At 61.7% G+C, this 24,721-nt stretch carries 28 protein-coding genes; 23 read left to right on the top strand and 5 right to left on the bottom strand.

The genetic code is table 11. The features are described from left to right. Positions 1-13 precede the first annotated feature (13 nt). From VB672_RS20785 to phnE (VB672_RS20740), 10 genes are all read left to right on the top strand, one after another. Complete coding sequence (locus VB672_RS20785) at positions 14-898, top strand: ABC transporter permease subunit (protein ID WP_329786123.1); 885 nt, start codon at positions 14-16, stop codon at positions 896-898. Between the two features lie 11 nt (positions 899-909). Continuing rightward, entirely contained in the window at positions 910-1,842 is a 933-nt protein-coding gene (locus tag VB672_RS20780; RefSeq protein WP_329786122.1) for an ABC transporter permease subunit, read from the top strand. Between the two features lie 25 nt (positions 1,843-1,867). Beyond that, entirely contained in the window at positions 1,868-2,959 is a 1,092-nt protein-coding gene (locus tag VB672_RS20775; RefSeq protein ID WP_329786121.1) for an ABC transporter ATP-binding protein, read from the top strand. A gap of 27 nt (positions 2,960-2,986) precedes the next feature. After that, positions 2,987-3,904 (top strand): sugar phosphate isomerase/epimerase family protein, encoded by a 918-nt coding sequence (locus VB672_RS20770; RefSeq protein ID WP_329786120.1) that lies wholly within the window; start codon positions 2,987-2,989, stop codon positions 3,902-3,904. 96 nt (positions 3,905-4,000) lie between these two features. Beyond that, on the top strand, positions 4,001-4,693 hold the full coding sequence (locus VB672_RS20765; protein ID WP_329786119.1) for a DUF1045 domain-containing protein: 693 nt from the start codon (positions 4,001-4,003) through the stop codon (positions 4,691-4,693). Then, on the top strand, positions 4,690-5,313 hold the full coding sequence (locus VB672_RS20760; RefSeq protein WP_329786118.1) for a chloramphenicol acetyltransferase: 624 nt from the start codon (positions 4,690-4,692) through the stop codon (positions 5,311-5,313). Before VB672_RS20765 ends, VB672_RS20760 begins: the two co-directional genes overlap by 4 nt. A 199-nt stretch (positions 5,314-5,512) precedes the next feature. Beyond that, positions 5,513-6,316: a phosphonate ABC transporter ATP-binding protein gene (phnC, locus tag VB672_RS20755; RefSeq protein WP_329786117.1), complete on the top strand. Its 804-nt coding sequence runs from the start codon at positions 5,513-5,515 to the stop codon at positions 6,314-6,316. Positions 6,317-6,377: 61 nt separating this feature from the next. Beyond that, complete coding sequence (gene phnD, locus VB672_RS20750) at positions 6,378-7,280, top strand: phosphonate ABC transporter substrate-binding protein (RefSeq protein ID WP_329786116.1); 903 nt, start codon at positions 6,378-6,380, stop codon at positions 7,278-7,280. Between the two features lie 62 nt (positions 7,281-7,342). Continuing rightward, positions 7,343-8,239, top strand: coding sequence for a phosphonate ABC transporter, permease protein PhnE (gene phnE, locus VB672_RS20745; protein WP_329786115.1), 897 nt, complete (start codon positions 7,343-7,345; stop codon positions 8,237-8,239). Beyond that, complete coding sequence (gene phnE / locus VB672_RS20740; protein ID WP_329786114.1) at positions 8,236-9,105, top strand: phosphonate ABC transporter, permease protein PhnE; 870 nt, start codon at positions 8,236-8,238, stop codon at positions 9,103-9,105. Before phnE (VB672_RS20745) ends, phnE (VB672_RS20740) begins: the two co-directional genes overlap by 4 nt. 6 nt (positions 9,106-9,111) lie before the next feature. Here the strand turns inward: phnE (VB672_RS20740) and phnF are convergent, their stop codons facing one another. Further along, positions 9,112-9,870, bottom strand: a complete 759-nt coding sequence (gene phnF / locus VB672_RS20735) for a phosphonate metabolism transcriptional regulator PhnF (RefSeq protein WP_329786113.1) — start codon at positions 9,868-9,870, stop codon at positions 9,112-9,114. Between the two features lie 74 nt (positions 9,871-9,944). On the opposite strand from phnF, the gene phnG reads away from it, so the two are divergent. From phnG to phnN, 8 genes are read left to right on the top strand one after another with little or no spacing between them, the layout of a single operon-like run. Further along, positions 9,945-10,424 carry a phosphonate C-P lyase system protein PhnG gene (gene phnG, locus VB672_RS20730; protein WP_329786112.1) on the top strand — a complete coding sequence of 160 codons (480 nt, stop codon included), beginning with the start codon at positions 9,945-9,947 and terminating at the stop codon, positions 10,422-10,424. Beyond that, the gene (phnH, locus tag VB672_RS20725; protein WP_329786111.1) at positions 10,424-11,020 is read left to right on the top strand and encodes a phosphonate C-P lyase system protein PhnH; all 597 of its coding nucleotides are present in this window, start codon (positions 10,424-10,426) and stop codon (positions 11,018-11,020) included. The genes phnG and phnH overlap by 1 nt, the downstream gene beginning before the upstream one ends. Positions 11,021-11,023: 3 nt before the next feature. After that, the gene (locus VB672_RS20720; RefSeq protein WP_329786110.1) at positions 11,024-12,133 is read left to right on the top strand and encodes a carbon-phosphorus lyase complex subunit PhnI; all 1,110 of its coding nucleotides are present in this window, start codon (positions 11,024-11,026) and stop codon (positions 12,131-12,133) included. Further along, on the top strand, positions 12,130-13,053 hold the full coding sequence (locus VB672_RS20715; RefSeq protein ID WP_329786109.1) for an alpha-D-ribose 1-methylphosphonate 5-phosphate C-P-lyase PhnJ: 924 nt from the start codon (positions 12,130-12,132) through the stop codon (positions 13,051-13,053). Before VB672_RS20720 ends, VB672_RS20715 begins: the two co-directional genes overlap by 4 nt. A 1-nt stretch (position 13,054) precedes the next feature. Continuing rightward, positions 13,055-13,831: a phosphonate C-P lyase system protein PhnK gene (gene phnK, locus VB672_RS20710; protein WP_329786166.1), complete on the top strand. Its 777-nt coding sequence runs from the start codon at positions 13,055-13,057 to the stop codon at positions 13,829-13,831. Positions 13,832-13,833: 2 nt separating this feature from the next. Beyond that, positions 13,834-14,535, top strand: a complete 702-nt coding sequence (phnL, locus tag VB672_RS20705) for a phosphonate C-P lyase system protein PhnL (RefSeq protein WP_329786108.1) — start codon at positions 13,834-13,836, stop codon at positions 14,533-14,535. Between the two features lie 15 nt (positions 14,536-14,550). After that, entirely contained in the window at positions 14,551-15,696 is a 1,146-nt protein-coding gene (locus tag VB672_RS20700; protein WP_329786107.1) for an alpha-D-ribose 1-methylphosphonate 5-triphosphate diphosphatase, read from the top strand. A gap of 2 nt (positions 15,697-15,698) precedes the next feature. Beyond that, positions 15,699-16,259, top strand: coding sequence for a phosphonate metabolism protein/1,5-bisphosphokinase (PRPP-forming) PhnN (gene phnN / locus VB672_RS20695; RefSeq protein ID WP_329786106.1), 561 nt, complete (start codon positions 15,699-15,701; stop codon positions 16,257-16,259). A gap of 219 nt (positions 16,260-16,478) precedes the next feature. Here the strand turns inward: phnN and VB672_RS22680 are convergent, their stop codons facing one another. Then, positions 16,479-16,637 (bottom strand): DUF3309 family protein, encoded by a 159-nt coding sequence (locus tag VB672_RS22680; RefSeq protein ID WP_442932141.1) that lies wholly within the window; start codon positions 16,635-16,637, stop codon positions 16,479-16,481. 202 nt (positions 16,638-16,839) lie between these two features. Beyond that, positions 16,840-17,739: a LysR family transcriptional regulator gene (locus VB672_RS20690; RefSeq protein ID WP_329786165.1), complete on the bottom strand. Its 900-nt coding sequence runs from the start codon at positions 17,737-17,739 to the stop codon at positions 16,840-16,842. A 137-nt stretch (positions 17,740-17,876) separates the two neighbouring features. On the opposite strand from VB672_RS20690, the gene VB672_RS20685 reads away from it, so the two are divergent. Continuing rightward, entirely contained in the window at positions 17,877-18,605 is a 729-nt protein-coding gene (locus VB672_RS20685; protein WP_329786105.1) for an SDR family oxidoreductase, read from the top strand. A 12-nt stretch (positions 18,606-18,617) separates the two neighbouring features. Then, positions 18,618-18,986 (top strand): Atu4866 domain-containing protein, encoded by a 369-nt coding sequence (locus VB672_RS20680; RefSeq protein WP_329786104.1) that lies wholly within the window; start codon positions 18,618-18,620, stop codon positions 18,984-18,986. Between the two features lie 233 nt (positions 18,987-19,219). Here VB672_RS20680 and VB672_RS20675 read toward each other — a convergent pair whose 3' ends face one another. Both VB672_RS20675 and VB672_RS20670 read right to left on the bottom strand, forming a co-directional pair. Continuing rightward, complete coding sequence (locus VB672_RS20675; protein ID WP_329786103.1) at positions 19,220-20,713, bottom strand: methyltransferase domain-containing protein; 1,494 nt, start codon at positions 20,711-20,713, stop codon at positions 19,220-19,222. Positions 20,714-20,905: 192 nt separating this feature from the next. Then, complete coding sequence (locus VB672_RS20670) at positions 20,906-21,811, bottom strand: LysR family transcriptional regulator (RefSeq protein ID WP_329786102.1); 906 nt, start codon at positions 21,809-21,811, stop codon at positions 20,906-20,908. A 116-nt stretch (positions 21,812-21,927) separates the two neighbouring features. Here VB672_RS20670 and VB672_RS20665 point away from each other — a divergent pair, with 116 nt between their 5' ends. From VB672_RS20665 to VB672_RS20655, 3 genes are all read left to right on the top strand, one after another. After that, entirely contained in the window at positions 21,928-22,806 is an 879-nt protein-coding gene (locus tag VB672_RS20665) for an NmrA/HSCARG family protein (RefSeq protein ID WP_329786101.1), read from the top strand. A 43-nt stretch (positions 22,807-22,849) separates the two neighbouring features. Next, the gene (locus tag VB672_RS20660; RefSeq protein ID WP_329786100.1) at positions 22,850-23,479 is read left to right on the top strand and encodes an NAD(P)-dependent oxidoreductase; all 630 of its coding nucleotides are present in this window, start codon (positions 22,850-22,852) and stop codon (positions 23,477-23,479) included. A 110-nt stretch (positions 23,480-23,589) separates the two neighbouring features. Further along, complete coding sequence (locus VB672_RS20655) at positions 23,590-24,552, top strand: DMT family transporter (protein ID WP_329786099.1); 963 nt, start codon at positions 23,590-23,592, stop codon at positions 24,550-24,552. The last annotated feature ends 169 nt before the right edge of the window (positions 24,553-24,721 follow it).

Here is a 24,721-nt window from a genome sequence, read left to right as displayed (position 1 = left end):
GGATACATCTTCCATGGATCGGCGTGCCGTCTTCAAAACAGCCTGGATCGGGGGCCTCCTGCTGGCTCCACAACTCCTCCTGGTCTTCACGTTCTTCTACTGGCCGACGGGCGCGGCTCTGTTCTGGGCCTTCACCCTGGAGCGGCCCTGGGGCGGAGGCAACGAATTCGCCGGCCTGGACAATTTCCGCATGGTCTTCTCCGATGCGGCGTATTGGGGCGCCGTGTGGCGGAGCATGGTTTTTGCGCTCGGAAGCACGGCTCTCGCCATGGGACTCGCATTGCTCTTCGCGCTCTTCTGCGACCGGCAGCTTCGAGGGTACAAGGCCTACCAGACCATGCTGATCTGGCCCTATGCGGTGGCGGCTCCAGCGGCCGGCGTTGCGTTCCGTTTCCTCTTCGCGCCGGAGGCGGGGGTCTTCGCTGCGCTGAACAAGATCCATCCGGATTTCTGGAACCCATCCGTCAACGGCGTGCATGCGATGATCCTGATCATCGTCGCCTATTCGTGGAAATATCTCGCCTACAACTTCATCTTCTTCCTTGCGGCCCTGCAGTCCATTCCGCGCACCCTCATCGAGGCGTCGGCTATGGACGGATCGGGTCCCCTCCGGCGCATGTGGGACATCCAGTTTCCGCTATTAGCCCCGACACTGTTCTTCCTGTTGGTCATCAACCTCACGGACAGCTTCGTCGATTCCTTCGGGATCATCGATCTGACCACCGGCGGCGGGCCGTCCAAGGCGACGACGCTGATGGTCTACAAGATCTATTTCGACGGCTTCAAGGGCCTCGACTATTCGGGTGCGGCTGCGCAGTCCATCGTCCTGATGCTTCTTGTGATGGCGCTCACCTTCGTTCAGTTCCGCTACATCGAGCGGCGCGTGCACTACCGTTAGGGAGATCATCGATGATCGAGCGGACGCCCGTCCTCAACTTCGTGACGCATGCGGTGCTGTTCATCGGCCTCGCCATCGCGTTCGTCCCCATGTGGCTCGTCTTCGTGGCGGCCACGCTCTCCCTCCAGGAGATCAATACACCGCCCATCAGCCTCATTCCCGGCAGCCACCTCTGGGACAACATCGCGGAGGCCTGGACTCGCGCCGATCTGGGCGTCAAGCTCACGAACAGCCTGATTATGTCCCTGGCCGTCGCTGCGGGAAAGATCGCGATCGCCTCGATCACGGCCTTCGCCATCGTGTTCTTCCGCTTTCCCGGACGAATGGTGGCGTTCTGGCTCATCTTCATCACCCTCATGCTTCCCCTCGAAGTGCGCATCGTTCCAACCTATGCGGTCGCCGCCAACGTGTTCTCGCCCTATCAGGCGATTCTCGACGCGACGGGCCTCTCGTGGCTCTGGCAGCAGCTCACCGGTACGGAACTCGCTCTCGAGTGGAACCTGCTGAATTCCTATACGGGCTTGGTTCTGCCTCTCGTGGCGACGGCTACCGGCACGTTCCTCTACCGGCAATTCTTCCTCACCGTGCCGGAGGAGCTTCTGGAGGCTGCCAAGATGGACGGCGCCGGGCCTATGCGGTTCTTCCGCGAGATCCTGATCCCGCTCTCGATCACCAACATGGCGGCGCTCTTCACCATCATGTTCATCTACGCCTGGAATCAGTATCTCTGGCCGCTTCTCATCGTGACAGACCGTGCCAATCACGGCACGGCCGTCATGGCGCTGCGCCAGCTCATCCCCATGACGGGCGATTCCACGGGCGGTGGCGTTCCCGACTGGAACGTCGCCATGGCGGGCTGCCTCATCGTGGTGGCGCCGGCTCTCCTCATCGTGGCGCTGATGCAACGCTTCTTCGTGCGCGGCCTTATCGCCAGCGACAAGTGACATTTTTTCAAACGGAGGCTTTCACATGGCTGATATCGACATTCGCAATGTCCGCAAGGCCTACGGCAAGAGCGAGGTCGTCCATGGGGTCGATCTTTCGATCCGCTCGGGAGAGTTCGTCGTCGTGCTTGGCCCCTCGGGCTGCGGGAAATCCACTCTTCTGCGCATGATCGCGGGACTTGAAGCCATCACGGCAGGGGAGATCGCAATTGCCGGCCAAGTGGTCAACGAACTGGAGCCGCGCGAACGCGGGTGCGCCATGGTGTTCCAGAACTATGCGCTCTACCCGCATATGACGGTCGCCGAAAACATCGGCTACGGCTTGAAGGTTGCAGGGCTTTCGAAATCCGAGCGCAAGGCCAAGGTTGAAACGGTGGCGAAATCGCTTGGTCTCGCCGATTATCTGGACCGTAAGCCCGGGCAGCTCTCCGGCGGCCAGCGCCAGCGTGTCGCCATGGGCCGCGCCATGATCCGCGAGCCCAAGGTTTTCCTGTTCGACGAACCGCTGTCGAATCTGGACGCGAAGCTTCGCGTGCAGATGCGCATCGAGATCCGCAAGCTTCACAACCGTCTCGGCACCACATCGGTCTTCGTCACGCATGATCAGGTGGAGGCGATGACCCTCGCGGACCGGGTGGTCGTCATGAATGGCGGGAATATCGAGCAGGTCGGAACGCCGGAGGAGATCTATCGCAACCCGGCGAGCCGCTTCGTTGCGAGCTTCATCGGCTCCCCGCCCATGAACCTGTTCGAGGGCAAGGTCTCCGGTCCGGGAGAGGTCGAGGCGAGCGGCGTCGTTCTCTCCGTGCCGCATTCCGGACTGACCGTCGGACAGCCTGTCACCGTGGGCATCCGTCCGGAGGAGGTGGTGCTCGGTGCAGCAGGTTCGAATGCGGCCTCCATCGACGTGGATTTCAGCGAGGAGCTCGGCTCCGTCCGCCTCCTGCATGGTCAGGTGGCGGGGGCCGATTTCGTGATTCAGGTGCCGGCCACGATCGCGGGACCGAAGCTCGGTCGCTTCTCCTTCGAGGTGCCGGCGCGCGCTATCCATCTTTTCGATGCCGTATCCGGCATGCGCATCGATCCCGCGGGTGCCCGCATCCGGGCCGCCGCCTGACCGTCTTTCTCAAGAGGAGCCTACGCAATGTCTCGAAACGTTCTCGGCACCGGCCTCTCGGCCAAGCCCGGCAAGCCGGATCTCAGCGAATTCGCCAGGAACCTCGATCAGGTTCAAAGCTTCGGCGTGGACACCATCGAGCTGCCGACCTATGACCTCGACCTCGTGGTGGGCGGCCGGATCCGCAGGGGCCAGCTCGCTGCCCTGAAAGGCATCTGCGCCGGCCGCGACGTGATCTATACGGTCCATGGTCCCCTGGCGATCAACTTCTTTGATGCGCCGTACCGCAACCAGCGCCATTTCGATGTCCTGCAGGCATCGGTGGAAGTGGCGGCCGAATTCGGCGCCATCCACTACGTCGTGCATTCCGGCCTGATCGGGGTGACGCAGCATGACGGTCTTGAGGAAGCCTATGCCCGGCAACGGGACTGGCTGGCCCGCGCCGGCGATCTCGCCAAGCAGCACAACATCATTCTTTGTGTCGAAAACCTCTTCGGCGGCTATGAAGGCAAGGTCCACGCCGCGAGCCCATCGCGTCTTGCTCGCGAGCTCACCGCCGTCGGCCACAGCCATGTAATGGCTACCTTGGACTTCAGCCACGCCTACCTGAATCTCTCCTTCACCGGAGGTGATCTGGTGTCCGAATGCGCAGCGCTCGCGCCGTTTGCCAAGCATCTGCACGTGCACGATTCCTTCGGCCGTCAAGACGACATCTGGATGTTCACGCAGGGCGAGCGGCTGGCCTACGGCCATGGCGACCTGCATCTTCCGGTGGGCTGGGGCGACATCCCTTGGGAGGCCCTGATGGCTTCCTGCATGTTCCCGGAGGGTGTGGTTTTCAACATCGAACTGCAGGATCGGTATTGGCATTTGGGTCAGGAATGCGTCGACGCCACCAAGGCGCTGGCTGCCAAGGCCAGGACTGCTTTGGCCGCCGCGGCCTGACTTTCCGGGTTTTAGCCCCTAAGGTTGACAGCGCCGCGGCCGATGTGTCGCGGCGCCGTTGCATTCAATCCATCCCTCCGGTTCAGCATCGTTCCCATGTCTCTTCCTCGCTACGCCCTCTACTTCACGCCTCGACCCGAGTCGGATCTTGCCCGGCTTGGTGCAACGATGCTCGGCTACGATTGCGACACGGGTGTCGCAACGGAGCAGCCGCTCCTGCCCGGTCTTCCTCCGGACGAACTCCGCTCCGGAACGGCCGAGCCGCGCCGCTACGGATTTCATGGCACGCTCAAGGCGCCCTTCGTGTTGCGGGAAGACAGTTCCCTCAACGATCTCAGGAGCGTGGTCCGCGGCTTTGCGGCAGAATGGCCCGCTTTCGACGCGGGAACCGTCTCACCGCGCCAGCTTGGCCGCTTCATTGCCCTCACGCCTGACGCACCGTGCGTGGACCTGTCCGTTTTCGCGGCAGAATGCGTTGCGGTCTTCGACCGATTCCGGGCCCCATTGACCGACAAGGACCGGCTGCGCCGCGCAACCCAAAATTTATCTCCACGGCAACAAGCATTGCTGGAACGTTGGGGGTATCCTTACGTGTTCGATCAGTTCCGCTTCCATATGACTCTGACAGGCTCTTTGCCGGAGGAGCGCATCAACCACTGGCTCGATTGTCTCAATGGCTATGTTGGCACGCATCCGCTCGTCATCGATGCGCTGACGCTCCTGGAACAAGAAAATCCATCGGCCCAGTTCCGCGTCGTCGAGCGTTTTGATCTGGAGGGGCGGCGATGAGCACGAAGCAGCTTCGCGAGACGCCTACGGTCGATCCCTCGGCGAGAATCACTGACTGCCGTCTCGGCCGTTACACGGAGGTCGGCGCCAGAACAATCCTGACCGAAACGTCTCTGGGCGATTACTCGTACATTGTGCACGACGGGGAGGTCGCCGGCACCAGTGTCGGCAAATTCTGCTCGATCGCCTCTCACGTGCGCATCAATCCCGGCAACCATCCCATGCAGCGGGCGAGTCAGGCGCATTTCACCTATCGCTCGCGTCAGTACTGGCCGGACGAAGTGGATGATGACGCGTTCTTCGACTGGCGCCGGTCTCATCCGGTCACCATCGGGCATGACGTCTGGATCGGTCATGGCGCCGTCATTCTGCCGGGCCGGACCGTCGGAACAGGGGCTATCGTCGGGGCAGGGGCGATCGTGACCCGGGACGTGGCGCCCTATGCCATTGTGGCCGGAAATCCCGCCCGCGCGATCAAGCGCCGCTTCGACGAGAGCATCGCGGAGAGGCTTCGGGCCTTGGCATGGTGGGATTGGGATCACGAGCGCCTTCGGCGAGCTCTTCCCGATTTTCGAGAACTCTCGGTTGAAGATTTTCTTGAACGTTACGAGGCGCTTTAGAATAGCGGCCCGAGGCCCATGCTTCCGGTGTGGTTGGCGTGCACCTTTGAAAGCGACACCTCGCCTTCTTGCCGAGGGTGTGTTCTCGCGCGCCGCGCCCGGCCGTTACGGCCTAACATTTGTCATGCAAGCGTCGTGTAAAGGTCATTTCGGCTTCATCGGGCAGGGCTAATCGAGCCTCAGAACGCGAGGTATAACCATGCTTGTCATCGAAGACCTGTCGCGACGATTTGGCCAGAAGACTGCTGTCGACCACGTTTCCCTGACGATTGAACGCGGCTCCTTCGTTGGCGTGATTGGCCGCTCCGGGGCCGGCAAGTCGACCCTTCTGCGCCTTGTCAACCGGCTTGTCGATCCCTCCTCGGGACAGGTCGCTTATGATGGGGTGAATGTCACGCATCTGCGTGGCAAGGCCCTGCGGGACTGGCGTGCCCGCTGCGCGATGATATTCCAGCAATTCAACCTTGTCGGGCGTCTCGACGTCATGACCAACGTCCTGATGGGGCGTCTCAGTCAGACGCCCGGCCACCGCTCTCTCCTGAAGCTGTGGAGTGCGGAGGACAAGGCGATGGCCTTGTCCGCCCTCGAGCAGTTCGACATGGCCGGGTTCGCCGCCCAGCGCACGGAGCAGCTGTCCGGCGGGCAGCAGCAGCGTGTCGCCATCGCCCGTGCTCTGGTGCAGCAGCCGGACATCATTCTGGCCGATGAGCCGATCGCCTCGCTCGATCCGCGCAACACACGCCTCGTCATGGATGCGCTGGCCAAGATCAACCGCGAGTACGGGATTACGGTCCTGTGCAACCTCCATTCGCTCGATCTGGCGCGCGCCTATTGCGATCGCCTTGTCGGCATGTCCGCCGGGCGGGTCGTCTTCGACGGCGGCCCTCTGGATCTGACCGACGATGTCAGCCGCGAGCTCTACGGCCTCGAGGCCGGCGACGTCGTTGAAGTCGAGCGCATCGAGAAAAACAGATCCAATCCCGCGGCCGCTTACGCGGCTTGAGGATGGTGCCGCGCCAGAGCGGCCTTTCGCTTCTCACATAGAAACCATGGAGACATCCTACATGTTGACCCGTCGCCTTGTTGTCGGCGCGGTTGCCTCGCTTGTCATGGCGGGAGCGGCCGAAGCCCAGGATTGGAAATCCAAATATTCCGAGATCGTCTATGCCATTATTCCTTCGGAGAATGCATCCGGCGTGACGGACCGCTGGACGCCCTTCGTGAACTACCTGTCGAAGGAGCTGGGCACGAAGGTTACGCTGCGCATTGCCAACGACTACGCTGCCGTCATCGAGGGGCAGCGCTCCGGGAATATTCACATCGCGCAATACGGTCCGTCGTCGTATGCCCGTGCGTACACCACCGGCGCCAAAATCGAGCCCTTCGCCATCGAGAGCAACCTCGACGGCACCAAGGGCTACTATTCGGTCCTGTGGGTGAAAGCGAATTCGCCTTACAAGACGATCGAGGATCTCAAGGGTAAGAACCTCTGCCTCGTCGACCCCAACTCGACGTCCGGCAACAACGTGCCGCGCTTCTCCATGAACAAGATGGGCATCGTTCCCGAGCAGTTCTTCGGCAAGGTCGTTTATGCCGGCAGCCATGAGAATGCCGTTCTGGGGGTGCAGCAGGGTACATGCGATGCCGGCTTCAACTGGTGGAACGACGAGCAGGAGTCGAACCTGCTGCGCATGGCCGCGAAGAGCATGATCAAGGCCGAAGATTTCCGCATGATCTTCAAGTCCGATCAGATCGTGAATTCGCCTTTCGCTTATCTCACCGATCTGCCGACGGATCTGAAGGCGAAGATCAAACAGGCCGTTCTCGACATGCCGAAGAAGGATCCTGAGGCCTTCAAGAAGATCTATGACGGCAAGCAGGGCCCCTGGCAGCCCGTCGATCACAAGGCTTACGAGCCGATCGTCGAACTCAACGCTTTCGTCGACTCACTGCGCAAGAAGTCCTGATCGTCACCATCCCGACGGCAGTCCACTCTCCCGGAGCGGACTGCCCCTTTGCTTTGGTTCCCATGGCCACGTCACTCCCCCGCCTGACCGATGATCGGCTTGCCATTTTGACGCAGGCCTATCACGACGCCGTTCGGGCAAAGCGCGCCCGCTCGCTGGCCTTTGTCGGCCTCACGATCGGCCTGATGCTTCTGTCGGGCTGGGTCGCACAGGTCGACTTGTTCAAGCTGATTGCCAATTTCGGAAACTTTTTCAGCTATTTCGACCGGATCCTGACCTTCGACAGCGGGCCCGTGGTCGGGCAGCGGGTCTGGACGGATCCTGCCGAATGGTTCTGGGGCCTCAAGAAGTGGTCCCTTCTTCTCGCCGACACGATTCTGATCGCCTATCTCGGCACGGCGCTCGGTTCCATCGGGGCTTTTCTGCTGTGCTTTTCCGCCGCCGCCAACCTGATGCCGAGCCCGTGGCTTCGGACCGGTGTGAAGCGCCTTCTCGAATTCTGCCGCACTGTTCCGGAGATCGTTTTCGCGCTGGTCTTCATCATCGCCTTCGGGCTTGGACCCATTCCCGGTGTGCTGGCCATTGCCATCCATACGATGGGCGCTCTCGGGAAGCTCTTTTCTGAGGTGGTCGAGAACATTGACATGAAGTCGGTGGAGGGATCCGTCGCGACCGGTGCCCGCTTCAGCCAGACGGTTCGTTTCGCCGTCGTGCCTCAGGTTTTGTCGAATTTCGCGAGCTACACGCTGCTCCGCTTCGAGATCAACGTGCGGGGTGCTTCCGTCATGGGCTTCGTTGGCGCAGGCGGGATCGGGCAGGACCTGATCGAGGCGATCCGCAAATTTTATTATGCCGACGTCTCGGCTCTCCTTCTCCTCATCATTCTCACCGTCACGGTGATCGATCTGGGCACCGAGCGCCTGCGCCATGCCCTTATCAGCCGCGAGGAACGGCCATGAAGGTTTCGGCTAGGGCTATTCGGGCTGACGTACAGGCGGCGAGGGCACGCCATCCTGAGCTGTTTGCGCCTTCATGGCGACATCGTGCCACCGTCATCGGCATCGTATCACTTCTCTTGGGCCTGTTCGCGTTCGGCTTCTGGCGCCTTGAGTTTTCCTTCCAGAAGGTCCTCTCCGGCCTTGGACAATTGGGCTCGCTCCTCTGGCTCATGCTCCCACCTAATCCGGGAAGCTGGGCGAAGTTCTTCACGTTCCTGAATGCCCTTGCCGAAACCGTCGCCATCGCTTTTCTGGGGACTTTGCTTGCCGCTCTCATCGCATTTCCGATCGGCCTGATCGCTGCGCGGAACACCACGGTCAATCGTCTGGTCCAGTTCGCATCGCGTCGGGTGCTCGACGGCATCCGCGGCATTGATACGTTGATCTGGGCGCTTCTGTGGATCAACGTCGTCGGCCTTGGTCCTTTCGCCGGGGTGCTTGCCATCATGACGAGCGATATCGGCACTTTCGGGAAGTTGTTCTCGGAGGCCATCGAGGCGGCGGACAAGAAGCCCGTCGAGGGAATCGCGTCAACGGGCGGTTCTCGCCTGAACCAAATTCGGTTCGGCATCCTGCCTCAGGTCTTTCCGGTGCTGGCCGGGCAGGTGCTCTACTTCTTCGAATCGAATACCCGCTCCGGCACCATCATCGGAATCGTCGGCGCCGGCGGCATCGGGCTTCATCTGGCCGAGCAGATCCGTACGCTCGAATGGCAAGCGGTGTCTTTCCTGGTGATCATGATCCTCATCATAGTGGCCATCATCGACGCCGTGTCCGCACGGCTGCGTTCCTCGATCATCGGGTCGCCACGGCAGCCGAGCGCCTGACGCGTTTTACTGCTCGATCACGAGGTCGACCCGGTCGGCGCTGAACAGGGATCGTGTGGCCTGAATCCGATGTCTGTATTGGTTGACATTGATGCTATCGACCACGAGGAGGACGCGTCCGGGGGAAAGCTCGAGACGAACGGCTTCTTCGGGACTCGCGATTTTGGCGGAGATGCGGGTCGACAGACGGAAGTAGTCGGAGATTTCGTGTCGCGCATAGGCGCGGGTGAGGGAGCCCAGCTTTCGATAGGTGGCGTCGAATCCGGCAAAACGCGGCAGAGGCAGCCACGTCCTGGCCATCGAAATTGGAACCTCATCTGCCCGATGAAGCGTGATCAACTCGAGAACCGGCGAGCCGAGCGTGACCCCAAGCGCCTCGGCGATCTCCTCGCTCGCAACAGCCTCGGCAGAGCGAATGAGTTCGCCCCTCGCTTCGCGTCCCGCTTTGGCCATGACTTCGGAGAAGCGCGTCTTATGGCCGATGGTGTAGGGCAGGGGCTTGGCCTCCACGAAGGTGCCACCGCCCTGGGTGGCCCGTACGAGCCCTTGCGCCGCGAGAGCAGCCATGGCCCGGCGGACGGTGTGGCGGTTGACTCCGAAACGCTGCGCGAGCTGCGTCTCTCCTGGAAGCCTCTCGCCCGGCTTGAAGAGGCCTTCTGCGATTTCGGCTTCGACTCGGTCGGCGATCTGCCGCCAGGCGGTCAGGCCTGCACCGCGGGCAAGAGGCGTGGAGGCGCTCGGATCGGAATGGGATCTGTCTGTCATCAAAACTTCATTTGATCGTCTTGTCTAGTTGTATATACAAGAGAACAACGCTCCTGCCAATGAGGGATTCGCCCATGGCTTTTACCCCCCAATCCGCTGCTGTCCCGGTCGATGGCTTGGTCGCACGTCGCCGATGGGCCATGGCTCTCTGCGCCGATGCGGAGAGCTCCGATCTGCAAGGTGTTCTCAACCAACTCCGCTACGACGGTGCTGTGGAGGATCTCCGCCGGCCGGGGACGGGCCTCGTCATGGTCCGAGGGCGCATCGGCGGCGACGGCGCTCCGTTCAATTTCGGTGAGGCTACCGTCACACGAGCTGCCGTTCGGCTCGCGAGCGGAGAGATGGGCTTCGCCTATCAACTGGGGCGGGATGCCCAGAAAGCCCGCATGGCTGCCGTTATCGATGCCCTCCTGCAGAACTCCCAATACGGCCAGCAGACGGAGGAGGCACTCCGGCCGATCGAGCTTCGTCTCTCGAATGATCGGACATTGCGGGAGCGTCGCACGGCGGCGACGCGGGTCAATTTCTTCACCATGGTGCGGGGGGAAGACTGATGACGGCCCTCTCTCTTGGTTTTGCCGATCCCGTCGCGGATGCCCAGCGGGTGTTCCGCGCCGTGATGAACGCTCTTGCTTATCCGGGACGTCTTCAATCTTTGCGGAGCGATCTCGATCCGCCCCATCCGCTGACGCCCGAGCTCGCGGCCGTTGCACTTGCTCTCGCCGACCATGAGGCGCCGATTTGGATGGACGCCGAACTTGCAGCCGTACCGGCTGTCGCGGAGTTCCTCCGATTCCACACGGGCGCTGCGGTCGTGAACGATCCGGCCGAGGCTGCCTTCGCGCTCGTCGCCAACCCAGCCTCAGGTCTGCCCATCGAGCGATTCGCTCGCGGGACGGCGGATTATCCGGATCGTTCGACAACCCTCGTGTTCGCCGTGTCGCACCTCTCCAACGCGCCGGGCTGGCTCTTGGAGGGGCCGGGAATCGCGGACCGCGAGAACCTGCTGGCATCGCCTTGGCCCCGCGATCTCGCTGATATCGTCCGCGGGAATCGCTTGCTGTTCCCGCTCGGCCTGGACGTTCTGCTCACTGCGCCGGGCCAGGTTGCTGGCCTGCCGCGCACCACCCGTCTCCTTGAGGAGGTCTGAGCCATGTATGTGGCCGTGAAGGGCGGCGAAGCTGCCATCGAAAACGCTCACCGGCTTCTCGCGCATGAACGGCGCGGCGATCCTTCGGTGCCTGAGCTCTCACCGGAGCAGATATCCGAGCAGATGAGTCTGCTCGTCGACCGGGTGATGACAGAAGGTTCCCTGTACGATCGTCAGCTTGCGGCATTGGCCCTCAAGCAGGCGCGGGGCGACCTGATCGAGGCGGTGTTCCTGGTGCGTGCGTTCCGCACCACGCTCGCGCGCTTCGGCTATTCCGAACCCGTGGACACGGCCCGGATGGAGATCCGGCGGCGCATCTCGGCGACCTACAAGGATCTGCCAGGTGGGCAGGTTCTGGGTCCGACCTTCGATTATACGCACCGACTTCTCGACTTCATGCTCGAAGCCAACGGTGAGGCTCCTCAGGCGCCAGCCGAAGCCGACTTGCCGCCGGAGGAGCGAGGCGCCCCGCGGGTGACCGATCTCCTCGGTGCAGAGGGCCTCATCGAAGCATCGAGCGCGCCGCAAGGGGACGCTCCCGTGGGCGATCTCACCCGTGAGCCGTTGAGCTTTCCCGCTGAGCGGGACCTGCGCTTGCAGGCGCTTGCGCGAGGCGACGAGGGCTTCGTGCTGGCACTCGGATACTCCACCCAACGCGGATACGGCCGCACCCATCCTTTCGTGAGCGAGGTCCGGGTGGGAGAGGTCGTGGTTGAGTTCATCCCTGAGGAACTCGGTTTCGCAGTGCCGCTTGGTCGTCTGACCTTGACGGAATGCCAGATGGTCAACCAGTTCAAAGGGTCCGCCGCGGTGCCGCCCCAGTTCACACGCGGCTATGGTCTTGTCTTCGGCCAGAGCGAACGCAAGGCCATGGCCATGTCGCTCGTCGACCGCAGCTTGCGGGCCCGCGAATTGGGTGAAGACATCGTGGCGCCGGCGCAGGACGAGGAATTCGCGCTCTCGCATGCGGACAACCTGCAGGCCACAGGTTTTGTCGAGCACCTGAAGCTGCCGCATTACGTCGATTTTCAGGCCGAACTCGACCTCGTGCGCCGCATGCGCGCCGAGCACGAGCGCATGCAGGCCCATCCCCTCTCGGAGGCAGCCGAATGAGCACTCGCGTGACAATCGATCCTGGGCCGGAGACGGGCTACAATTTCGCTTATCTCGACGAGCAGACGAAGCGCATGATCCGACGCGCGATCCTGAAAGGCATCGCGATCCCGGGCTATCAGGTGCCCTTCGCCTCGCGTGAGATGCCGATGCCCTATGGCTGGGGCACGGGCGGTGTGCAGCTGACGGCATCGATCCTTGGACAGGACGACGTGCTGAAGGTCATCGACCAGGGCTCCGACGATACCACGAACGCGGTGTCGATCCGCAAATTCTTCGAGCGCACGGCTGGGGTGCGGACGACAACCCATACTCGCGAATCGACGATCATTCAGACCCGTCACCGGATTCCCGAGGAATCTCTCAAGGAAGGGCAGGTGATCGTCTACCAAGTGCCGATTCCGGAGCCCCTTCGCTTTCTGGAGCCGCGGGAGACGGAAACGCGCAAGCTCCATGCGCTCGCCGAATACGGCCTGATGCATGTGAAGCTCTACGAGGACATCGCCCGGCACGGCCACATCGCCACGACCTATGCCTATCCGGTCGAGGTGGCAGGCCGCTATATCATGGATCCGTCTCCCACGCCGAAATTCGACAACCCCAAGATGCACCGGATGGCAGCCCTGCAGCTTTTCGGGGCCGGACGCGAGAAGCGGATCTATGCCGTTCCTCCATACACGGACGTGAAGAGTCTCGACTTCGAGGATCATCCCTTCCGCATCCAGACCTTCAAGGAACCCTGTGCCTTGTGCGGAGCCACCGGCGTCTATCTCGACGAGGTCATCATGGACGACCGCGGCGGGCGCATGTTCGTCTGCTCGGACAGCGACTTCTGCGAGGGGCGCCGGGCCGATGGCCATCATGGCGCCATGCTCGCCGATGCGCCTGCGGCCCTCACCGGAGACAACGACCATGCATGAGATTCCGGACGCTCCGCTTCTGTCCGTAAGCGGCCTGACCAAGTATTACGGCGAGCGAATCGGCTGTACCGATGTTTCGTTCAATCTTTACGAGGGCGAGGTTCTCGCCGTCGTCGGCGAGTCCGGCTCGGGAAAATCGACCCTGCTCAGCCTGCTGTCGACGGAACTGGAGGCCAGCGCTGGTTCGATCCGCTACCGCATGCGCGACGGCATTGTGCGTGATCTGGCCTCACTCAGCGAAGCTGAGCGGCGCCTGCTGCTGCGGACCGACTGGGGCTTCGTGCGCCAGGATTCCACCCAAGGATTGCGCATGAGCGTCTCCGCTGGCGGCAACATCGGCGAGCGGCTGATGTCCGTTGGAGCGCGCCATTACGGGAACATTCGTGACAAGGCCTTGGATTGGCTGGATCGCGTCGAGATCGACCAGAGCCGCATCGACGACATTCCCAAAGCCTTCTCGGGCGGGATGCGGCAGCGCCTCCAGATCGCGCGAAACCTCGTGACCCATCCGCGCCTCGTCTTCATGGACGAGCCGACTTCCGGCCTCGATGTGTCGGTACAGGCACGCCTGCTTGATCTCATCCGCGGCCTGGTGAGCGAGTTCGGTCTGGCCGTCATCATCGTCACGCACGACCTCGCCGTCGCAAGGCTGCTGTCGCATCGGATGATGGTCATGAAGGGTGGCCGGGTGATCGAGGCAGGTTTGACCGATCGTGTCCTCGACGATCCGCACCAGCCCTATACACAGCTCCTTGTCTCCTCTGTCCTGGCAGCCTGACCATGCAACCTCTCGTCCAGCTCGACCGTGTTTCGAAAGCTTTTACCCTGCACCTGCACGAGGGCGTACGCCTCGATGTCGTTTCCGACGTCACCTTCTCGGCGGCCCCCGGGGAGTGCGTCGTGCTCGGGGGCCCGTCCGGAGCCGGCAAGTCGTCTCTCCTCAAGATCGTCTACGGCAACTACAGCTGCGATGCGGGTCAGATCTGGATCCGCGATGGCGGCGACACGATCGATATTGCCGCAGCCGAGCCACGGCGGATCCTGGCGCTGCGCCGCAACGCCATGGGCTATGTGAGCCAGTTCCTGCGGGTCATTCCCCGCGTGGGCGCACTCGAGATCGTCGCTGCCGCCGGTCGCGAGGGCGGGCTCGACCCTGAGACCGCTCACGATCGGGCTCGGGACTACCTGTCGCTCTTGAACGTTCCGGAAAGGCTCTGGTGTCTCCCGCCGGCGACGTTCTCCGGCGGCGAACAGCAGCGTGTCAACATCGCGCGCGGTCTGATCGCGGACAGACCGGTTCTTCTCCTCGACGAGCCGACGGCGTCTCTGGACGCCCGCAACAGGGCCGTGGTCGTGGACCTGATCGAGCGCAAGAAGAAGGCAGGCACCGCCGTCATCGGGATCTTCCACGACGAGGATGTCCGCGACAGGGTCGCAACGCGTGTCGTCGACGTGACGCACTTCGCCGCTAAAGCGGCGTGACAGGGGGCTGAATCGATGACCGACCACATCACTATTCTGCGAAACGCAAATATCATCCTCTCAGACGACGTCCTGCACGGCTGGGCGGCTGTTGAGGATGGCCGCATCATCGACATGGGCGGGGGAAGATCGCCGGAGCGGGGCCTCGATCTCGAGGGTGACTATCTGATCCCCGGGCTGGTCGAACTTCATACGGATCACCTGGAGAGCCATTATGTGCCTCGTCCGAAGGTGCGCTGGCATCCGCTCGGAGCGGTCCTGGCATACGATGCGCAGATCGCATCGTCGGGCATCACGACGGTCTTCGACAGCCTGCGTGCCGGCGTCGATGTCGATGGTGGAGGCCTCGGGGCGGAACTCATCGAGCTGGCGAGCGCCATCGACGAGGCCCGCCGCCACGGCCTGCTCCGCTCCGAGCACCTGACGCATCTGCGCTGCGAGATCCCGTCGCCCGGCGTCGTCGAGATGGTTGAGGACTTCGTGACTCGCTACCCCGTCGGGCTGATATCGCTCATGGACCACACCCCCGGTCAGCGACAGTTCCGCGATTTGGCGAAATACCAGATCTACTACAGCGGCAAGATGGGAAAGTCCTTGGCAGAGTTCGAGGGCATGGTTGCCGAGAAGCAGCGCTCGAACGGCGACCGATCCGCAGTCAACCGCCCAGCCCTCGTGTCCATCGCGAAGAACAGGGGTATTCCTCTGGCGAGTCACGACGACACGACGCTGGAGGAAGTGGAGCAATCCATTCAGGAGGGTGTCGCTCTCGCCGAGTTTCCCACCACGCTGGAAGCGGCCAAGGCAAGCCATGCCGAGGGCATCACTGTCATGATGGGTGCTCCGAACCTCATCAGGGGTGGCTCGCATTCCGGCAACGTCGCGGCGGAAACCCTGGCCCGCGAGGGCGTGCTGGACATCCTGTCCTCCGATTATGTACCCGCAAGCCTACTCATGGCGGCATTCGACCTGCCGCGTCGTGTTCCGCAGATGACCCTGCCCAAGGCCGTTCGGACGGTTACCAAGAACCCCGCTTCAGCCACCGGATTGTCGGATCGGGGCGAGATCGCCATTGGAAAGCGGGCGGATCTGGTGCGCGTGCATATCAAGGGCGAGACCCCGGTCGTCCGCGAGGTCTGGCGCGGCGGCAAGCGGATCATCTGACAATGCTCGGCGGTTTCGTTCTCGTGGTCGGTCCCAGCGGATCCGGTAAGGACACGCTCCTCCAGCTGGCGAGGCAGGAACTCGCGCCCAGCCCGCAGTTCGTGTTCCCGCGTCGATTGGTGACACGTTCCTCGTCCGTTTGGGAGGAGCACGACTCGATCGACCATGCTGCCTTCGAAAAAGGCATGGTCGAGGGCGAGTTTACACTCGCGTGGCGGGCGCATGGCCATGGCTACGCCATACCGGGTCCTTGCCTGAGCCAGACGGCTGAGGGTCGGATCGTCGTCTGCAATGTGTCACGGACAGTGGTCGAACCCGCTCGGGAGCAGCTCCCCAACGTGTCGGTCGTGGAGATCACAGCGCCGCGCGAAGTTCTTGCTGCCCGTCTAGCCGGGCGGGGCAGAGGTGACGACGCCGATCTCGGTGCCCGGCTTGAGCGCTCGCGCGAGATGCCTCCTCTTAAGGTCGACCTGTCGATCATGAACGATCAGACTCCACAGGACGGAGCGCGCCGCCTCGTCGAGTTTCTGTATCGCAAGGCCGGGGTCCCGCACGAGATCTGAGGCGATACATGCGGGACGGGCGAGCGGGTTATCGGTCGAGGGATCTCGCACTCCACAGTCCCATGGCTGTAAGCGGCAGGAGATCTCTTCTGAATATCCGGCAAGCGTCCAAGCAAAATGGCGACGGGAACGGGGTGTCGATGCCTACCTGCAATAGGGGAGCGCACTCGTTCCAAATTGCTCATCAGTTCAGACGATCGGAAGTGGCCTAACGGATCCTCAAAGGCGGCCCGTTCCGAGCAGCATGAGAATCATAAGCATCAGGAGACCAAAGCTAATGCTCGGGCGAGAGTCCTGCTCCCGGTTGTAAGGCCAAGCCGGAAGAGCTGCCGTAAACAGCAGGCCAGTGATGATGAGGAGCACGATCCCAATGCTCATGTTGGGTGTCCTGATCTTGGAGACGCAACGAGCCTGGGTAGACTCAAGGCTATTTTGAGCCCAGTTCCATGACATCCATATGACGCCTCGGTCTCTTCGGCTCATGACAGAAAACTCATTCAGCCGCTTGCCGGGTCTACGCAGACATCCATGATGAGCAAGGGACTTCGAGTCCGAGACATATCCATCGACTACAGCCAGATTATGCTTTGCGCCGCTTCTGGCGCAGGTAGTCTATCAGGACGCGCAATTTCAGCGGCACGTTCCTGCGGGTCGGGTAGTAGAGGTAAAACCCGGGAAACGGCGGACAGAACTCTTCGAGAAGCGGGACGAGTTCAGCACGATCAATATAGGGACGGAAGGTCTCTTCCATGCCGAACGTCAGGCCCGCTCCTGCACAGGCCAGGCGGATCATCACCCTCATGTCGTTGGTGGTCACGCGAGGGTTTACCGCCACGTCGAAATCATGTCCGTTCTCAGTGAACTCCCATCGATAGGGCGCAACCCGAGGACTTGGACGCCAGCCGATGCAATGATGTGCTGAAAGATCTCGCGGACGCGCGGGGACACCATGTCGCGCCACGTAGTCAGGGGAGCCCACAACCATCTGACGCTGCTCGTCCGATACAGAGACGGCGATCATGTCCTGTTCGATGACCTCACCAAGCCGCACCCCTGCATCAAAGCCCTCGGCGACGATATCAAACTCTTCGTCGCTGACGGTGATATCGAGGTGGATGTCGGGATAATCCACGAGAAATCCCGCCAACAGCGAGCCGCTCAGGAATCTCTCAGCAATGGAAGAGACCGTTATGCGCAGCATGCCCGTTGGCTGGTGGCGCATCTCGCTGACCGCTTCCATCGCTGTGCCGAGATCATCAAGCGCAGGGCGCACGGCCTGATAGAGCCGCTCTCCAGCCTCGGACAGATGAACGCTGCGGGTCGTGCGCTGAATCAAGGCGACTCCCATCCGCTCCTCCAGCCGCCGAATCGCTTGGCTGACAGCGGAGCGCGTTACGCCCAGCCGTTCGCTCGCAGCCCGGAAACTGCGTGCTTCCGCGACGGTGACGAAAACAGTGATGCCGGCGAGATCCATAGTCATTGGTGACAAAACCTTACCAGTGCGTTCAGGATTGGCAAGTCGATTGCGCAGGCTGATCACATTACCTTCTGCCCATCGGCGTCAGGCCGAGACGGAGTCGAGACTTCGAGTACAGGTTTGGGTGAAAGGAAACAGCTATGTCCGAGATGAAGATCGTGCTGATCACCGGCGCTTCCAGCGGGATCGGCGAAGCCGTGGCCCTTGAGCTTTCCAGGGCCGGCCACGTGGTCGTTGTAGGGGCACGCCGGACGGACCGTCTGCAAGACCTGGTCAGCCGCATCGAGGCGTCCGGCGGCATCGCGCGGGCGCACAGGCTCGATGTGACCCTGCGGGATGACTTTTCCAGGATCGTGTCTACGACGCTCGAGGAGTTCGGGCGTATCGACGTGATCGTCAACAATGCGGGCATCATGCCTCTGTCGCCTCTCAACGCCCTAAAGGTGAACGAGTGGGAGCAGATGGTTGATGTGAACATCAAGGGTGTTCTGAACGGCATAGCCGCCGTGCTGCCTCACATGGAGGCCAAAGGCGCCGGTCACATTATCAATGTCGCGTCCATCGGGGCCCACCGGGTCTCGCCAACGGCTGCGGTCTATTGCGCGACCAAATACGCGGTCTGGGCGATCTCGGATGGCCTTCGGCAAGAGACAGATCGGTTGCGGGTGACGGTGATCTCGCCTGGCGTCGTCACGAGTGAGCTTGCCGAGATCATCTCCGACGAGACCGCACGTGCGGCCATGCGAGAGTTCCGCAAGAATGCCATCGATCCGGACGCCATTGGTCGAGCGATCCGCTATGCCATCGAGCAGCCTCTGGACGTGGACGTGAGCGAAATCGTCGTTCGCCCGACAGCAAGCCCTCACTGAAGGAATCCTTCGATGCCACGAAGCACCCTCGCCCTCGCGCTCGTTGCCGCGATAAGCGCCGCACCATGGGCGCTTGGGCAGCCCACGGACAATGATCAACCCCAACCCAAGGATGCAAGAGAGATGGCAGGTCACCCCTATCTCGGAATGTGGGTCACCAAGGACGGCCACATTCGTCAGGAACTTCTCCCGAACGGCCGTTACGATGAGGCGCGCGGCACCCGCCGGAGCGCCTATCAGGGGCGCTATGAAATTCGCGGCAACACAATCGAATACTGGGATGACACGGGATTCACGGCCGACGGTGAGTTTGTCGACGGCGTACTCCACCACGGTGGAATGCTCTTTTACAAAGAAGGACAGGTGGAACGGCGTCCTTGATCCTTAGGACGATCCCAGTCGAGGGCCTATGCTGATCGACTGGGATCTCGTGGCCGGTGTCGGCATGAAGCTGACTTGAGCCGAATTTCCGCATTCGCTCGGTGAGTGAACGTCTGATCACTCCATCTGCCGCCGCTTGTGGATCCGAAGTAGTCATTCGGCCGTCTCCGGCTTCTTGGCCTTTCCCTTATCGCCAATGCCTATGATGCGCGGATCGACGGTTCTGCAGTCCGTCAGCGCCTTTCTAGGAGGACATAGAGACCGGGCACTGGGCGGCCTGCCTCAAGCCGGATGTTGCTATCCAGAGCCTCCAGGATGTGGAAATCGGTGGCTGTTGTCTTGAGGTGGGCGAGCGAGTGCGCAAACCGGCCGGAGGGCTGCAGGATGAAGCCGTCGCCGGAGGCTAGCTCGATGCTCAAGGCAAAGAGCCCTCCTGGCACCAGGGCGCCGGCCGCTGCGCGCAGGAGCGGCTGGAGATCGCCAAAATAGATCAGAGAATCTGCCGCGAAGACGAGATCGAAGCGGTTCGACGCCATCTCGAGATAGGCGACCGCCTCGGCCTTAACGAGTTCAGTGTATCCGCCTCGCTTCTCCGCCTCGGCCAGCATGCCTGCGGAAATGTCTACCCCGGTCAATGTGGCGCCCAGCGGCTGCAATTCTGCGGCGGCAAGTCCCGTGCCGCAGCCTAGGTCGAGCATGTGCTTGAAGCTGGTCCGATGCCGGGCCACCCGCTGCGCCATCTGGCGCGGAGCGTTATATTGGAGCGTCTGGGTGAGCTTGCTGTCGAATTGGGGCGCGAACTGATCGAAGTAGGTTTCGATGTAGTCCGTGGGAGCCGACGTCATGCTTCGCCCGAGGACGGCGTCGAGCAGATAGCGCCGCACCGGATCGTCGGGCTTTTCGGCAAGCCGTATCTGCCCGATCGCAGCCGCCGCTTCGAGATGGCCGGCGGCGCTGAGAACCGAGAAGGCATCGCGTGTGATGATGTCGAGATCCTCGCGGTCCTCGCCTGCGATCTCGTTGTAGTTTTGAAGGGCTTCCTGAACACGGCCTTCGATCATGGCCTGAAATGTCAGGGCGCGGGCCCGTTTCTGCCGGGTAAGAGCATCAAGCTCCAATGTCAGCCGGGCGGCCGCATCGAAGGCTCTCGCGCAGCCTGCGAAATCGGATGTGATGAAGGACAGGTGGCCAACGGCAAATTGGGCTACGCCGTTGAAAGGATCGATCTCGACGGAGATGCGCAAGGCGGCGAGCGCCTCTTCGTAGTGCTTTTTCCTGAACAGCAGCAGGCCGAGTCCGAGATGAGCAGCAGAAGCTTTCGGATTGAGAGCAATCGTGCGGCGGTAGGCGTCCTCGGCCGTCTCTACGTCGTCCAACCGGTCTCCTACGCTCGCAAGGATCTGCCAGGATTGAGCATTGAGCGGATCGAGTTCCAGGGACTTCCGGATCGCCGCCAGAGCCTGCTCGTCCCGATCCGTAGCGCTGTAGACGCTTGCCAGGTCACGCCACAGGTCAGGATCTTCGGGTATAAGCGAGAGTGCCGCCTCAAACGTCCGGGCCGCCGTATCGAAACGTCCGTTCTCCCAGTGAACGAGACCGAGCTGTCGCAAGGCGGGAGCTGGATGCCCGTGCTGATCGACGATGCGACCGAAATCCGGCAGGCTCGCCTGCAGGTTGGCCACCAGCACCATTGTAACGCCGACGTCGGGGAGTTGGATGTTCGTCATGGAGAAGAGCTCAATGTCATTTCCGCCTAAAACAAGGCCACTTGGTGCAGGAGTAATCGTGCAGGCTTTGCTGAACCTTGCCGGTTGATGCTTTGTGCAGTTGAGGCTCGAAAAATAGCAAAATCGAAGTCTGTAGTCGGTAGGATCTCAGGTCAGAGATGTCGTGTTGCGACAGAGGCTATGGACCGTTGCTTAACGCCTCGCCATTGCGCCGAGTTCGTCGGGAGATCCTTCAGGGAAGGTGGTGCCCAGATAGCTGACGAAAGCAGAGACCTTGCTGCTGAGCAAGCGTCGGGAGCTGTAGAGCACCCAGATCTCCGTGTCCTTCCTGGATGCCTTGCCCCAGGAAACCAGCCTGCCTTCCGCCAAGTCATCGGTCACGAGGGAGCGTGGAAGCAGCGCTGCGCCTGCACCGGCCATAACAGCATCGCGCACCATCGTGAGAGTCCCCAGCCTCAGGATAGGATCGGGACTGAGTGTCAGGCTTTCTGAGCCGTTCACGATCGTCCACTCGTCGTTCTCGCGCGCTGTTGTCAGCACGACCACCCGTACGGGAGAAGCATCCAGTTCCCTCTTTGGCGGCCGTACGAGAGAGGGAGCCGCGACCATCAGAAGCTCGTCACGCAGGAAGCGTTTGCCTACGAGCACTTCGTCGGGATCCGGATTGACCCGGACGACCACGTCGTACCCCTCCTCAATGAGATCGACAGACCGATCCTCGACGGTCACCTCCAGACGCACGTCGGGATAAGCAGCGGCGAAGCCCGCCGCGATGCGCCCCATGGCCAAGTGGGAGAACAGGGACGGCGCGCTTACGCGCAAACGGCCCCTTGGCCGTTCCGTGCCGGATCCGATGTCCTCTGCCACATGGGCGACTTCTGTCAGCAGGACAGTTGTGCGCTCATGCAGGGCGCGGCCTTCCTCCGTCAGCCGGAGGTTGCGCGAGCCCCGCTCGAACAGCCGGACGCCCAGGCTTTCCTCCAGCTCCGCCACGCGCCGCGACAGGGTAGCCTTGGGACGGCCGCTGGCACGGCTGGCTCGTCCGACACCGCCGTGAGTTGCCACGAGGTTGAAGTCTGCGATTGCAAGAAGGTCCATCATTGTTCCGTCAGTGAGACAGCCAGTCCCAATTATGAGCCTATTTGGCTAAATGTGGAACACTTAGCTTGTTGAAGCGAGACGGCACATGGCCGTCCCAGGTAAGGAGCCTCAGCATGACAATATTGGTCGTCGGAAGCACAGGAACCATTGGCAGGCAGGTCGTAGCTGGGCTTGCCCAACAAGGCGCGGACGTTCACGCCCTCGTCCGAGATCCGTCGAAAGCAAACGTTCCAGAGGGGATCACGGTAGTCCGTGGGGACCTGATGGACGTCGAATCAATGCGCGCAGCCTTGTCGAAGGTGAGCACGCTTTTCCTGCTGAACGCGGTCACGCCTGATGAGGTGACCCAAGCGCTGATCACCCTCAACCTCGCCCGCGAGGCCGGGGTCGAACGGATCGTCTATCTCTCGGTAATCCACAGCGAGCTCTATGCGAACGTTCCTCATTTTGCGGGCAAATACATCGTAGAGCGCATGATCGAGCAGTTCGACATGCCTGCCACCATCCTTCGGCCCGCCTACTTCATGGACAATGACACGAGCTTGAAAACCCCTCTCATGGAGTACGGCGTGTACCCGATGCCGGTTGGCAGCCTGGGTCTGTCGATGGTGGACAGCCGGGACATTGCCGATCTCGCGGTCGCCGAACTCTTGCGGCGGCAGCGTGCGGCAACCCCATTGCCTCGGGAAGTTATCACCGTCGTGGGACCCGACCGGCTGACGGGGGAGGCGATCGCGGCCATCTGGTCGGAGGTGCTTGCTCGACGCATCGTCTATGGAGGTGATGACACTAAGCCGTTCGAAGAGTCTCTGAAGGCGTTCACCCCCGGTTGGATGGCCTATGACATGCGGCTGATGGCGGAGCGGTTCCAGCTCGACGGCATGATTGGGGACGACGGCGAGATCAGCAGACTTGAGACACTCCTGCGACGACCTCTCCGCTCCTACAGGGAGTTCGCCGCCCGTACCGCAGCCGTCTGGAAGCAAGCCTGATCTTAGATCCGTGCTGGCGTCGAGCGTCCCGAGGAATGAAGCCATGAAAGTTCTGGTACTTGGTGCGACCGGGGGTACTGGTCGCGAGATTGTCCGCGAGGCACAGGCGCGGGGGTATTCAGTGACGGCCCTCGTCCGGTCGCCGGAGCGCGCACTGGGTTTATCGGGCGTTCACCTGGTGACAGGAGACGCCCGCGACGAAGCTGCCCTCGTGAAAGCACTCGAGGGGTGCGAGGGTGTGATCAGCGCTCTGGGTACCAGCGTGAGCCCATTTAAGGAGGTTACGCTTCTCTCGACAGCCACGAAGGCACTGATCGCTGCCATGCAGGTGAGCGGCACCAAGCGTCTTGTGTGCATCACGGGGATGGGTGCCGGTGACAGTCGGGGCCATGGTGGCTTTCTCTATGATCGTGTGATCCAGCCGCTTCTGCTGGCGAAGGTCTACGAGGACAAAGAGCGACAGGAGGAATTGGTACGTGCCAGTGCCTTGGATTGGGTGCTCGTACGTCCGACGGTCTTGAACAACAAAGCGGGAACCGGGCAGATCCGCGTTCTCACGAACCTCTCGGGCTTCCATGGCGGGACCATCTCACGCAAGGACGTCGCTCGCTTCGTGGTAGATCAACTCGTTGAAAGGACTTGGCTGCGTAAGACCCCGCTCATCTCCAGCTAAGGCCCTGTTTGGTACCAGAGGAGAGGCCTCCCTGCTGCCAAGCGAGGCCGTCGCATTCATGCCTGGCTGACATATATCGAGGTCTCGTGACGTCAGAACGAGGCGACTTCATGGATGCACCAGACAGTAAACTGATGGCCCGATCCGACTGGGCGTTGCTTGTCGGGCTTTCCATGCTCTGGGGTGGATCGTTCCTCTTCACGGAAATAGCCATCAGGGAGGTGCCGCCGCTGACGATTGCGCTGGTTCGCCTCGGATTTGGGGCGCTGATCCTTCACATCGTCCTGCGCTTTCTAGGTCGTCGCATCCCTGGCACATGGAATGTCTGGGGAGCGCTCGCCGTCATGGGCCTGATCAACAGTATGGTGCCCATCAGCCTGATTGCCTGGGCTCAGATCGAGATTGGGGCCGGCCTGGCATCGATCCTGGCGGCGACCTCTCCTCTGTTCGGCATGTTTGCGGCCCATGTCCTTACACCGGACGAGAGGCTGAGCGGCCGCCGGCTTTTGGGAACGATCCTCGGGTTCTGCGGCACTGTGGTAGTGATCGGTCCCTCTGCTCTTGGTGATTTCGGCGGGGAATTGATCGCGCAGCTCGCGGTTCTTGCCGCGGCCATGTCGTCGGCCTTTGGAAGCGTGTTCGGCCGGCGGATTCATTCCATGGGCGTGCCCCCGCTCGCGATCGCTACTGGCCAGGTGACCACTGCGTCCATCCTGCTGCTGCCTGTCGTTTGCTTGCTTGAGAGGCCGTGGGCGCACCCCTTTCCAGGAACTGATGCCATCATGGCCCTGCTCGCGATGGCAGTGCTCTCAACCGCGTTGGCTTACGTCATCTTCTTCCGGGTTCTCGCCAGGGCAGGCGCGATGAACATTTTGCTGGTAGGGTTTCTGGTACCCGTCAGTGCCGTCCTGCTCGGAAATCTCCTTTTAGGAGAGGATCTTGAGTTTCAGGACCTCGCCGGCATGCTACTGATTGGCATCGGGCTTGTGGTCATAGATGGTCAGCTCATCCGCTCCTTTAGGACCGCGCATGGTTCATATTCTATCCGCGATGAGGATAATGAGCCCGAGTGACAAATAGATGGCAACTGCGACGCTCAGGAACTATTCGAGCCTGCTTGCCAGAGTCCTAACGCCAGGGGGCCAAGTTAATTTCACTTCCTGCCCCCGCGAGCACGGAAGGCTTTGCAACAACCTCGCCGACAGCGATAATGATCAATGTTGCATCTTGAAGAGACTGGCG

Origin of the sequence: Microvirga sp. CF3016 (assembly GCF_036314085.1) — a bacterium.
Lineage (GTDB): Bacteria > Pseudomonadota > Alphaproteobacteria > Rhizobiales > Beijerinckiaceae > Microvirga.
The sequence above is the reverse complement of the archived record's forward strand: the minus strand, read 5'-3'. Positions and strand labels throughout refer to the sequence as shown.